This is a genomic window from Psychrobacter sp. 1Y6, from assembly GCF_052258385.2.
Taxonomy (GTDB): domain Bacteria; phylum Pseudomonadota; class Gammaproteobacteria; order Pseudomonadales; family Moraxellaceae; genus Psychrobacter.
Window position 1 is genome coordinate 2457450 of record NZ_JBQQEW020000001.1, and the last position, 13500, is coordinate 2470949.

Sequence of the window (13500 nt, forward strand, 5' to 3'; positions counted from 1 at the left end):
AGTTGATTCAGTTTAAAAGAGAGATAAGGCAACCGAGTGCAGATGTATAGGCAGTACTTCAAGCGAGGTTAACGCTGTCATTCTTTTAAAGAGGATTTAACTATAGCGCTATGATTTTAGACCCATCGCATAAGTGGCGACTAGTGGCTTGATATTTGGCAATTTATCAAAGGCCAATAGCGCCATATTTCGCGCTAGCTTAATCGCGGGGTTAGGATGCGTGAAGCCATGTACTACCGCATCACAAAAACGAATAACTCGCTTCTGGTCGGTTTGACGTGCTTTTTCATAACGTTTTAATAACTGTGCATCACCGATATCTGCGCCTTTGAGCACTTGTGCACTTAGCATTTGCGCCAGCACATGTGCATCTCGCATACAGAGATTAAAGCCTTGGCCAGCGACAGGATGTAAGGTGTGAGCAGCATTGCCCATAATGACGCAGCGCCCTTCTACCTGCTTATCCGCTAGTACGCGGGTCAATGGATAGGCGCCGCGACGACCAGCAGTGGTAAACTTGCCAGCGCGTTGACCGAAAGCTTGTTGTAGGGTCTGCAAGAAATGTGCGTCGTCTTCTAAGTATCTGGTTTCTTCACCTGTTGGGCATACCCATACGACAGAGCGTCTGTAGCCGTGTTGATACTCATCATTGCCATCGCCCTCTGGGTCAGTCAGTGGGAGCACGGCAAGCGGGCCAGCTGGACTAAAACGCTCAATCGCTGCATGCTCGTGTGGTGTATCTGTCTCTACTACGCCAACGATCGCCGTTTGCTGATAATTATACGTCGTTGTACTGATATCTAGCAGTTGGCGTACTGTAGAATCGCGCCCATCACAAGCGACTAATACGCTAGCTTGCAGCTGCTGCTCGTTTTCGGCTTCATCATTGTAATTAAAGCTAAGTGTCACACTATCGGCCTGCTGCTGGACAGTCGTCACATTGGCATTATCTATCAAGGTAATCAATGGCGCTTGCTGTGCGGCTAATAAAAGCTTACGACCCAGCCAAGCGTTTTCGATAACTTGCCCAAATGACTCAACGCGTTCTTCTGCTTTATTCAGCTGCGCACGCCCAAAACTGCCTTGCTCACTAATCTGTACGGTGTCGATACGGCAGGCATGGCTCTGTAATTCATCCCACAGCCCAATCTCTTGATATATCTGTACCGTGCGCCGTGATAACGCCGTATTGCGACTGTCCAAATAATGGCTGCGAGTACTGTCATCCGTTGGACTGATGGTTGGATAACTGTTTTTTTCTAATAAGGTACTCGCAATACCGTGATGGGCCAATAGCAATGCAAAAGACAAACCAACATGACCACCACCTGCGATAAGCACTTGCTGGTCAGTTATCGCTTCTTTGTTTTTAGAGATGCTGTCGAACTTTTTAGGTATGCTGTCAGCATTGGATAAATGTGAATCAATATCTTGCATCGTTATTTTCCTATTATAATTTTTGGACAAGCAATTTATTAATGATAGATAGCCGCTCGTCACTGATTTTATTTTATAATTTTTATCATGTCGCTGCTGTTATTAGATGGGTTGCAATAACCTATGGTATCGCCCATAGATTACCACAAATTGTCTATTATGCCGTGGTCTTAACCGTAGACAAATCGTTTCTTTACTCTCATCATAAACGAGGTTTATATTTATAAAACTCAAATATCTTAATCTTATTAAAGCACTATCATACGATGGGTAGCGATGAATTATATAGAACTGATAGCAACATCGAATCAATCTATAGAAAATCGCTGTAGAGTTGCAATCAGCATACAAAAACAGCGTTATCTATCTGATGTATGGCTTGAAATTTAAAAATTCTCTACCATAATGAAGGCAAGACTTTTCATTACTTTCATTACTTTTATTTACTACCTTCCACAAAAACAACAATAATATCGCCGTCATTTTTATCATCTACAATCTTTGTATCACCTAAACACTGTAACGCCACTAACTATTTTATCTCTGCAACCCGTCACGCAATTAAAACCAAATCATAGCGTCGGGTACACAATAAAAGGATAATCGCTTGACTGATTCCATGAGCCGCCGTATAAAGTTTGAATCATTGACCCCAGCACAGCTAAAAACCGTGCTTGGTGAATACAACAATCACATGAAATATATCCAAGAACGCCTCGATATTAAAATCATGCAGCGCCAAGGCGATTTTTGCCTGAGTGGCGATGTGACCAATGTCGAACGCGGTGAACGTATTATCTATAAAATGGTAGATGAAGCACAGAACACCAAAGACATCAGTGCAGAAGAGCTGCACCTTATCATCCAATCTAGCCTCTCTCGTGATGAAGACATCGAAGAAGACGAGCAAGACCATGATGATATGGAATATGATGAAGACTTGGATGAGGCTAGCGAGTTTACGCCCATCAGTTTACGTACACGTAAAGGCCGCATCGTTCCGCGCGGTGGCAACCAACAGCGCTACGTAAAAAACGTCCTGAGCTCTGATGTGTCATTTGGTATTGGGCCAGCTGGTACGGGTAAAACATATCTAGCGGTGGCTTGTGCTGTCGATATGCTTGAGCGTAATGAGATTGAGCGTATTTTGCTAGTGCGTCCAGCAGTAGAAGCTGGCGAAAAACTGGGTTTCTTACCAGGTGATTTGACCCAAAAGATCGATCCGTACTTACGCCCATTATATGACGCACTCTATGAGATGATAGGCTTTGAGAAAGTCGGTAAAATGATTGAGCGTCAGATTATCGAAGTGGCACCGCTTGCCTATATGCGTGGTCGTACTTTGAATAACTCGTTTGTCATTCTAGATGAAGCGCAAAATACCACGCCTGAACAGATGAAAATGTTCTTGACCCGTTTGGGCTTTGGCTCACGTGCTGTCATCACTGGTGACATTACTCAGGTGGATTTGCCACGTGGTCACAAATCAGGCTTGGCACAAGCAATGGATATTCTAAAGGATATCGAAGAGATTCATATCACAAAGTTTGATTCAAAAGACGTCGTACGACATCAATTGGTACAGCAAATTGTTGAAGCCTATGACGTATTTGATGAAGAGCAAATGGCTTTAGAAGAAAAACGTAAGTTTGAACGTATTAAAGAACAAGAGCGTAGACAAGCCGTCGCTAATGCAGCAGCCAAGCTTTAGTAATCAAGCTAATCACTGAATTACAGTCATTTGCTATAAGCATTTATCTTGCATAAGAAAACCGGATTACTAAAAGTAGTCCGGTTTTTTCTTACCGACAGTTTATTGAATTTAGCATATTCACTACTAGTCGCCTACCAGCAACTTAGCTATAGTAGCCTCTATATATCTTATAAACAGGCCTCTATTTATTGGCCAAAAATTTAGCGATAAGATAAACAGTGATTGAACTACTTTTATGGTAAAAAACTGACAAATAAACAACCTAGACGATGCAGCCTTAAAAACGCATTTATTTATAATAAAAAGGACAACAATATGAGCCAACCTGACAATACTAATTTTGACGACAAGATTGCTAGCAACCATGCCAGCTTAGCAGCACTTGATATCAGTGCGACCGACAGTATTGATGATAAAATATTAGATACTTTTTATAATCGTGAGCATTTACTGTCAGTCATGATGGCGACTTTAGATTATATAGATGGTCGTATTAATAATGGTCTGACTCTACCCTATTTTGCAAATATTGATCCTGAGCTTTGGCAGGAAAAGTCTAAAACACTAGATATATATATCACTGATGACGTTGAAGGCCGTGCTTTAAATCTAGAAGCACGTGGTAAAGACTATGCGACCAATATTTTGTCTTATCCAAGCGAATTACCTGCGGCCGTCATTGAGCTGATGCCAACATTGCCTCTTGGTGAGCTAATTATCTGTCATGAAGTGATGGTACGTGAAGCGTCTGAACAGGACAAAACCGTGGCGCAGCACATTAGCCATTTGCTAGTGCATGGCGTGCTACACCTACTGGGTTTTGATCATGAGCTCGGACAAGCTGAACAAGATGAGATGGAGTACTTTGAAATTGAGATTTTGGCAGGCCTAAACCTACCAAACCCCTATATCTAAACTAGCACTGCTTTATTAAACAGTCTTCTAACTGTTAGGCAGCTACTCATTAATCTTTAGTTAATGGTAGCTTTTGCGCTTGACCCATTTGGTTGATCATATGATCTAAGCCTTTAACATGGACACTGCGCTGCGGGAATGGAATCTCAATCTTCTCATCATCTAGAGCTTGCTTGAATTGCTCTAGTAGCTCGCATTGCATTGACCACCAGTCGGCATTGGTTGTCCAGACATTTAGGGTAAGATCTACTGAGTTGTCGCCTAGATTGGTCACTCGCACGATAGGCTCAGGATCAGTAAAAGCCAATGGGTTATTTCTTGCCAGACTTAACATCACGTCTTTAGCCGTTTTGATATCAGCATCGTAGCCAATACCGACGGTGATATCGACGCGGCGATTGGGTAGCGCTGTATAATTGACCACAGGTGAAGTCGTGATATCGCTATTAGGAATGATGATATCGTGATTGTTAATGGTCGTCAGATGGGTATTAACCAAGGTAATCTCAGTCACCGTACCTGTGTAACTACTAATCTGTACATAATCACCGCGCACAAACGGGCGAAATGTCACAATCATAATACCAGCGGCAAAATTTGATAGCTGGTCTTTTAGTGACAAACCAACGGCAACAGCAGCACCACCTAAGATCGCAACGACAGACGTAGTCTGTACACCGACTTTGCTAAGTGCAGCTAAAATCACCACGACCAGTAGCACGCCATACAATAGACGACTTAAAAAACTAGCAACTGTCTCATCCAGATGGCTACGCGTCATTAGGCGATCGGAAAAAGCGACTGCCTTTTTGGCAAGCCAACGTCCAACGATAAATATAAGTATTGCTAAAGCGACTTTGATGACCAGCTCTAGGGCGTTGCTCGTTAAGGTAGCAACATCGATGGTAAAACCTAAAAATTCCATACTGACTCTTTATTCTATAGCTGTGTGTTATGAACTTGGATATCTGTGATTATAAAAAATAGTGCGTTAAACTTTATTCTTAGCAGTTGTGTTTTCAGTGACATTTTTTTCAGTAGCTTGTTTCTTAGTGCATGAATACGTTAACCTTAATACGTTACTTCGACTGTATCACTATAGCGGTAAGTACGTATCAAGCGCAGCTCGACGATATCGCTCATGTCTTCGGTGAACTTACCAAAGGGTGCTGCTTGTCGTACCGACTGTTTGGCTGCTTCATCCAATATCGTAGAGTTCGAGCTTTCAAGCAAACGAATGGCTTTGATATTGCCGTCGTTACTGATGATAACCATTAGCCGTACTTCACCCGTAATGCCTTGAGCACGCGCTTGCACAGGATAATGCAAGTTGCCCACTCGCTCGACATGCTCGCGGAATGTATTGATATAATCGGCTGCCGCACCCCGTGTGGTCGAGTTGCTATCCATCGTCACGACTTTGGATTTGGTCGCGTAGACCTGCTGACGCTGGGATAGCTGAGCTTCTAAGGTAGCAATCTGCTTACGTAGCCGCTCTTCTTGCGCCATCGCGTCATCTTGCGCTTGCTCGCTGTCATTATCCGACTCTACAGTGGCCTGACGCCAACTCAACGTCGTACGCAGATAACTCTCTTGATAACGCTGCTGACGCACTTTACGCTGTAAGTTAACGATGTCTTGAGTCTCACTCATTTGCTCAGCAGACATTGCACTTAACTGATTGTTCTCTTGTCTTAGCTGCTCTTCTATTGTACCGCCGCCCTCTTGCGAAGCATTGGCAATAAAGTGTGCATCTTCATTGGGCTGCATGTTATCGGTCAGCGCTTTTGCTACATCTTGCATCATAGCAGCTGGGTCTTTTCCCATAGAGAAGCTAATCCCGAAAATAATCAGCACGTGAACAGCCACCGCAATAACAATAGCGACAGGCAAACTTATATCGCGCTTGGGCGCTTGCGCGGAAAAATGATAGCTCTGTGAGTCTTTTATATAGGCCACAATGAATCTCAGCTTGTGAGCAAATCAGTACAAAGCACTATTTAATAAGTGTTGTAACGATCGGCATGATTTATACTGGCGCTATCATAACATGACATAGAATTATGTCGCCAGTATAAGCACTGAGACGGCATTTTGACATCTGCCATACAGTATTGGTAACCTTATCCGCTGATTGAAAAACGCGCGCTTGAGAATATATAAGGCAGACGAAACACTGTCTATACCAAATGAATTGCTATAAAACGCATGTGTTCATTTTGAAGCCACTATATTTGTTATATACTGCTTTAGCACAATAGAATTAGTAGCACGATACTTTGCAACAACCAGAACTGTGCATCGTCTTGATTAGGCACGGCAGATGATCAAGCAGCACAATAAGTGCAGATTTACTGTGCACTAGTATCAGAGGTCAGTTTTTCGCTTTTGCTACCTATCAGTATAAAAATTACTAATAGTCGTAGATATTCAGAAATTATAGATAATTAGCATTCGTTTAAATTAACGATAGCCTGCAAAGTTTGTTTAGCCATTTTTACGTCACCGATTGAATGACGCGCCCTATAAGGATAATAAGTTTGAGTGACTTTGATAACGTGAATAATTCAGACAATTTTGATGAGTTCTTCGAGAGTATTGGCTATCGTTTTGACGAGTCATTCGGCAGTGGTTGGGAGCGTATCGCCCAATCGGTTAAAGATATCTATAATAAGACGACGGACAAGTTCGAAGATGAGTTGTCATTGCCAGTGGCACAGACTTACGTTAATGATGCATTACAAACATTCGTCACCGACAATGTAAAAGCCATTTTAGAGCTACGCGTCGAGATGCATGATGATTGGTTTCGTTTGTACTGCACTGTCAATGCAGGCGGCATCTATGCCGAGGTAGCAAGTAACTTTAGCTTAGTTCACGTTCAGCTCGATCGCAATGTACAACGCTTTGTATTTGGTCAGCAAACTTATACCGATATCTTAAATCTGCGCTGCGAATCTTTCGTGAAACGCCAAGGTGTCAAACTGGCGATTTGGTTTTATCATAGCGTCCTCAAAAAAGACCCTTTAGGATTTATTCTGTCATACGTCAATATTGCTCGCGCAAAAGACGAAGTGATTTATCTCGATATCCATCGTTGGTTAAAAAACAACAAAAAAATCATGAGTACTTTGCATAAGGTGCAGATAAATTATGGCGAGCTAGAAGAAGAGCAAATGATCTTGAAGGCTCAAATCAACTATCGTGATTTACTGGCGGCCAGCAGTAACGAAGATATCATCGGTGATGATGACGATCCTGAATTGATGCAAGGTCCTATCAACCCTGTAGATGATGCGACTGAGCCAAGCCAAGAGTAAGTCGCTAATGTTTCATCCCATAAGACAATGTTTTATCCCATAAAAAAACGCTGCATCTTAGAGGTTCTTGGCCTTATAGATGCAGCGTTTTTTATTGAAGTCGTCAACTACCAGTAGTTCTCTACGGCAATATTACCTTCACCGCGGCGATTCATCACCAGTCCTAATGTCTTTAATGCCTCTTTGGTATCTTCTACCATATCTGGGTTACCACATAGCATGACATGGGTAGTATCGATATCCAACGCAATACCCGCCTGCTTCTCTAATGTGCCTTCTAGTAATAGCTTCGGCAGACGCTCTGACAATGCACCTTCAACAGGCTCACGAGTGACGATTGGGATAAAGATGAGCTTTGCTGGATTATCAACCAGCGCGCCAAAATCTTCTTGTAAACTCTCTATTTTCTCGACGTAAGCAAGTTCATCGAGCGAGCGTGCGCTATAAGCCAATACAATGTGCTCGTAATCTTCCCATGTTTTTAAATCTTGTAGCATCGATAAGAACGGTGCTAAGCCAGTGCCTGTTGCTAGCAGCCATAAGTCTTTTGGCAATGGTTTTTGGTAACGTGCTAATGTCAAAAACCCAAATGGCATGGTATTAAGCAGTAGCTCATCGCCCACTTGTAGGTGCTGCAATTGCGAGGTAAATGCACCGTCAGGAATTACGATAGAAAAGAATTCTATCACCTCATCAAAGGGTGAAGAGACAATCGAATACGCGCGAAAAACATCTTCACTCAATGCGGCATCAGCAGTTTCATCACTTGCATCAGTCTGTTGATAATACTTTAATTGACTAGGATTGACTCCTAAACGTACAAACTGCCCCGCTGTAAACTTAAAACTATCGGGACGGCTGACGGTAAAGCTAAATAAGTTTGGCGTCCATGTGGTTTTGCTGAGCACCGTTACGGTTTGAATATTATCACTCATAATTATTCGTCACTTATACTTTATTAAACTGTATTTTTATAAGATATCTTTGATAGGCAAAAGAAGATAAATGCCAAAAAGATAAGCATAAAAAAAGATGCGCCAAGCTTATCATAAAGCTGGCGCATCTTGGTTTTTTAACCGTAACAACAGATAGATCGCAGCGACTTATCTGTTGTATTGACTCAGCGACATTACCAAATGCGAGCCAAACTTGCCCACTCAATCATACTATTTGGCAAGATACCAAAGAATAGAATAATCGCCGTCACAGCAATGACCATGATACCACCGGTACGAATACCCCATTGCCCAGACACGTCAAACTCGATGAACTGCTTAGGACGTTTGAACAGCGTGAGTAACACACGTAAGTAATAGAATAGACCAATCGCACTGCCTAAGATAATCATCGCTGCCAAGAACCAGTTGGTGCCTTGTACAGCTGCTAAGATAGCAAATAGCTTAGTGATAAAGCCTGCCGTCAACGGAATACCAGCCAATGACAACATCATGATGGTCATCACAGCGGTCAATACTGGACGACGCCAGAATAGTCCTTGATAATGCGTCAGTTCATCGGCTTCACCAGATAAGCGATACGGACTCGACATCAACGTCACTACCCCAAAGGCACCGATAGAGGTAAAGGCATAGACTGCCATATACATACTAGAGATACTATCAGCGGCCGAGCCAATGCTAACAATCACGATCATCACATAACCCATATGGGCAATAGATGAGTAACCGAGTAGACGCTTGAGGCTAGTTTGACGTACTGCCAACAAGTTACCTACCAAGATAGATAACGTTGCCATGACCATCAATAGCATTTGCACTGATGGCAATGCCAGCAAAGCAGTATCGATTAAGAAACGCACGGCTAGTGCCATCATCGCCACTTTTGATACTGATGCTAAAAAGGTAGCGATAGGCGCTGGTGCACCTTCGTAAACATCTGGCGTCCATATATGGAAAGGAGCAGCCGAGAGTTTAAAGGCGATACCAAACATCATCATTGCCGCACCTAATATCAGTAATGGCGACTCAAAGATATTGCCTAGCTCCATGCTGATTGGCTTAAATGCTAGTGAGCCTACTTCTGCATAGATAAAGGCCATACCCATCAGCAACGTCGCTGATGCAGTCGCTGACAATACTAAATACTTCAATCCCGACTCAAGTGACTGGTTGCGCATGTAAGTATAAGCAAGCAAACCATATAGTGGTACTGACAGCATCTCTAGGCTCATAAAGAATGACGCCATATGCTGCGCGCTTACCATAAGCAGTGCACCAATGGTCGATAGCAGCATGAGCAAGTACAGCTCTTCTTTGTTATCTTTGAGGTTGGCCAGATACGCATAAGATAGCGTACAACAAGCCAAGGCACAGATAAAAATCACCACCATATTAAACTGAGCAAAGTTATCTATGACAAATAACTGCTCAGCATTTGGCGCGATAGATCCGCTGTCAATCACACCGATCATCTGCCCGATAAGGGTAAATAGACCAATGTTTAAGCCTGCCACCGTAATCGTACCAGTGACCATATGCGAGCGTTTAAAGGTAATCGCGATCATAACCGTCAGTACCGTAATCACTACGGCGATAATCGGCGCGTAAGGCAACAATCCTATCAAATCATTCATCGTAATATCATTCATGACTTAACGTGCCTCCATTACATCAAGCAGCTGCGACGCATCTACCTGTGTCACTTGACTGTATATATATGCGTTATTGATCCACTGCATAGCGTGACTTGAGGTATCAAGGAACGGCTGTGGGTACAGTCCGAGCCATACCAAACCAGCGGCTAACATCAGTAGTAATGACAGCTCGCGCTTGCCCAAATCTTTTAATTTACGTGCAGGTAAGCCATGTGACTTAGTCTCTCGCTCTGCCAATGCGGCGATGTTGTTTTCACCAAATAGTGCGCGGTGAATCAAAATCAATGAGTAAAGACCTGCTAATACCAAACTGAATGTCGCAAAAACCACGAATACTGGATACTGAGCAAATGAGCCAAATAAAATCATAAACTCGCCAATGAAGTTACCCGTACCAGGAATACCGAGCAGCGCGGCACAGAAGAACATCAGTATCGGTGCGTAGTAGCGGAACTGTCCCCACATACCACCCATCAAGGTCAAATCGCGTGTATGCAGACGCTCATATAGCTGTCCTGCCATAATGAACAATGCGGCTGAACTCAAACCATGAGCAAGCATCTGAATCATCAGACCTTGTAAGCTGAGTAATGTTCCCGCATAGATTGCTAGTACCACAAAACCCATGTGCGAGATACTGGTATACGCCAGCAAACGCTTCATATCGGTCTGCATAAACGCAAGCCAAGCACCATAGAAGATACCAATCGTACCTAGGGTAATCGCTATCGGCGCAAACTCTTGTGAGGCTGCTGGAAATAGCGGCAACACAAAACGAATCAAACCATATGCAGCAGTTTTAATGAGCACCCCTGCCAAATCCACCGAACCTGCTGTTGGTGCCTGCGCATGCGCATCTGGCAACCAGCCGTGGAAAGGAATGATTGGCAACTTCACCGCAAAGCCAATGAAGAAGCACAGCATGATTGGATATTCCCAGCCGCCAAGTGACGTACCGAGCAAGTCATTATAGTTAAAGCTCACTACCCCTTTTTGGGCGTAGCTGATAATGACCAATACCAAAATACCGATGAGCATGATAAGCCCAGACGCTTGGGTATAGATAAAGAACTTGGTGGCCGCGTATTCTTTGGTTTTGCCAACCACATCATGACCCCAAATCGCGATCAAGAAGTAGATAGGAACCAGCATCATCTCCCAAAAGAAGAAGAATAAGAATAGGTCAATCGCTAAGAAAACACCGATGACGCCGCCCAAACTCCATAGCAAGTTCAGATGGAAAAAGCCAACGCGGCGCTGAATCTCATTCCATGAACAAGCAACGGCTGCCACACCAAGCAACCCTGTTAGGGCCACCATCATCAGTGACAAACCATCTAGCGCTAAGTGAAAGCTAATACCAAAGCTCGGTATCCACGGCACACTGAACTCCGCGACCCAAGGCACGGTAGCATCTGGCGCAATGACCTGCTGACTCATACCGCTAAAATTACCTTGCTGCCAAAGCACCAATGACAAAGCAAAGGTCAACATCATACCGATCAAGGCAATCCAGCGCGGCAGACGTTTATTAAATCGCTCTACCACCCAGCATAGCAATCCTGCAATAAAAGGAATTGCGATTAATGCTGGTAGCATCCACGTTTGTTGTAACTCAATCATCTTTACACCACCGTCATCATTACCAGCACTAGCAATACAGCCATACCCAAGCCAAAGCTTGTGGCATAACCTCGAAGAGACCCTGTTTGTGTCGCAGACAATACTTTATTACCAGCTGAGGCCAGCTTAGGTAACAGCAACCACGTTTTATCGATAGGGTCGGCTTTTAATAAGCGGCCGATGAATAAAAAGGGTTTTACAAAAATTACATCATATAGCGCGTCGAAGCCTAGGCCATGGTAGCACCAGTGATATAGTGCCCCACCAATACGTGAGCGCTTAAAGCTAGTAAGCATGCGACCTTTATTGACGACATACAACAGTGCGGCCAATATCAAACCTGCTGCCATGGCACCCATCGCGATATACTCTGCGGTGTGCTTAGCATGCGCTTGACCAGCAACTTCTAATAGATGACCAACGCTCTCTGGCAATACACCATCTAATGGTGGCGTAATCCATGCACCAACGGCGGTAGATAACACTAGCAATACGGTTAAAGGTAACCAATACGACACCCCTGATAGCTTATGGGCATGGGTTTTTTCTTCGCCAAAAAATATGATCCAAATCATACGGAACGTATAAATCGCGGTTAAGAATGCACCGAATACACCCATATAGAATAGTACTAAGTGACCTGTGGCATACGTCTCCCAAAGAATTGCTTCTTTAGAATAAAAACCAACGGTAACCCAAGGTATCGCAGCGAGTGCGCCGCCACCGATGATATAACACCAAAATACCAATGGGATCTTTTTGCGCAGACCGCCCATCTTAAAGATGTCTTGCTCATGATGTACCGCAAGGATGACCGCACCTGATGATAAGAACAGCAATGCTTTAAAGAAAGCATGGGTCATTAGATGGAAGATTGCGCCTTGCCATGCGCCCACGCCAAGTGCTAAGAACATATAGCCAATTTGACTCATGGTCGAATAAGCAAGAATACGTTTGATATCTGTTTGCGCGAGTGCACAGAATCCAGCAACGACCAATGTCAATGCCCCTACGCCGCCCACCCAATACAATAAGATACCTGGGGTCAGCTCAAACAATGGATGTAGACGGGCGATCAAATAAACCCCTGCCGTCACCATTGTTGCGGCGTGAATCAATGCCGATACTGGTGTTGGACCTGCCATCGCATCAGCAAGCCATGTATGTAGTGGCAACTGGGCTGATTTACCCATCGCGCCGCCGACCAACATCATAGTCGTTAGCATCATCGTTGGGTTATTAACATCGAATACTTCTGGCGCGCGCGTAATAATTTCTTGAATATTAAGCGTACCGAATTCGCGGAATAATAAAAACAAACCAAAGGCTAAGAACACATCACCGACACGAGTAACGGTAAAGGCTTTCATCGCCGCGCGTCCGTTGGCTCTGTCATGGTAATAATAACCAATCAATAGGTAAGAACAGATACCCACGCCTTCCCAACCGAGATATAGCAAGAACAAATCATCTGCTAGCACCAGTAATAACATACTAGCCACAAACAAGTTCATATAGCTAAAGAAACGAGCAAAGCCAGTGTCGCCTTTCATATACCAAGAAGCAAACAGATGAATCAAAAAGCCAATCCCAGTGATAACACCTGTCATGGTCAATGCAAGACCATCAAAGCTCAAACCGAAATGTGGGGCAAAATCGCCAACTTGGAACCATGTCCATAGCGGAACTTCTACTACCGTTCCAGCTGGATTGGTGGTCAAAAAGGTATAGCTAACCACTAGCGTGCATAGTGCTGATAACAGCATGCTACCCACGCCAACAATCGCTGCGACCGTCTCTGATAATTTGTCGCGCATAAAGGCTAAAATCAAAAAGCCAATGAGCGGGAATATAAAGGTTAATGGTAATAAACTCAT

General features: G+C 43.7%; 10 protein-coding genes. 3 read left to right on the forward strand and 7 right to left on the reverse strand.

Translation table 11 applies throughout. The features are described 5' to 3' along the window. Window positions 1-108 precede the first annotated feature (108 nt). Window positions 109-1437, reverse strand: coding sequence for a UbiH/UbiF/VisC/COQ6 family ubiquinone biosynthesis hydroxylase (locus ACTXGF_RS23905; protein WP_443532342.1), 1329 nt, complete (start codon window positions 1435-1437; stop codon window positions 109-111). A gap of 607 nt (window positions 1438-2044) precedes the next feature. Between ACTXGF_RS23905 and ACTXGF_RS23910 the strand changes: the two genes are divergently transcribed. Together ACTXGF_RS23910 and ybeY are read left to right on the forward strand one after the other, a co-directional pair. Further along, window positions 2045-3148, forward strand: coding sequence for a PhoH family protein (locus tag ACTXGF_RS23910; RefSeq protein ID WP_443532340.1), 1104 nt, complete (start codon window positions 2045-2047; stop codon window positions 3146-3148). Window positions 3149-3466: 318 nt separating this feature from the next. Beyond that, window positions 3467-4066, forward strand: a complete 600-nt coding sequence (gene ybeY / locus ACTXGF_RS23915) for an rRNA maturation RNase YbeY (protein ID WP_443532338.1) — start codon at window positions 3467-3469, stop codon at window positions 4064-4066. Between the two features lie 49 nt (window positions 4067-4115). Here the strand turns inward: ybeY and ACTXGF_RS23920 are convergent, their stop codons facing one another. Further along, window positions 4116-4991, reverse strand: a complete 876-nt coding sequence (locus ACTXGF_RS23920; protein WP_443532336.1) for a mechanosensitive ion channel family protein — start codon at window positions 4989-4991, stop codon at window positions 4116-4118. A 146-nt stretch (window positions 4992-5137) separates the two neighbouring features. Then, window positions 5138-6025, reverse strand: a complete 888-nt coding sequence (locus tag ACTXGF_RS23925; RefSeq protein WP_201567158.1) for a TonB family protein — start codon at window positions 6023-6025, stop codon at window positions 5138-5140. Window positions 6026-6606: 581 nt separating this feature from the next. On the opposite strand from ACTXGF_RS23925, the gene ACTXGF_RS23930 reads away from it, so the two are divergent. Further along, window positions 6607-7386 (forward strand): hypothetical protein, encoded by a 780-nt coding sequence (locus ACTXGF_RS23930; protein WP_227676866.1) that lies wholly within the window; start codon window positions 6607-6609, stop codon window positions 7384-7386. 107 nt (window positions 7387-7493) lie between these two features. Here the strand turns inward: ACTXGF_RS23930 and ACTXGF_RS23935 are convergent, their stop codons facing one another. From ACTXGF_RS23935 to nuoL, 4 genes are all read right to left on the reverse strand, one after another. After that, a complete protein-coding gene (locus ACTXGF_RS23935) occupies window positions 7494-8324 on the reverse strand; it encodes a ferredoxin--NADP reductase (protein WP_443532935.1) in 831 nt (276 codons plus the stop codon). A gap of 191 nt (window positions 8325-8515) precedes the next feature. Beyond that, entirely contained in the window at window positions 8516-9994 is a 1479-nt protein-coding gene (locus ACTXGF_RS23940; protein WP_443532334.1) for an NADH-quinone oxidoreductase subunit N, read from the reverse strand. Between the two features lie 3 nt (window positions 9995-9997). After that, the gene (gene nuoM, locus ACTXGF_RS23945) at window positions 9998-11623 is read right to left on the reverse strand and encodes an NADH-quinone oxidoreductase subunit M (RefSeq protein WP_201567164.1); all 1626 of its coding nucleotides are present in this window, start codon (window positions 11621-11623) and stop codon (window positions 9998-10000) included. 2 nt (window positions 11624-11625) lie between these two features. After that, entirely contained in the window at window positions 11626-13500 is a 1875-nt protein-coding gene (gene nuoL / locus ACTXGF_RS23950) for an NADH-quinone oxidoreductase subunit L (RefSeq protein ID WP_201555952.1), read from the reverse strand.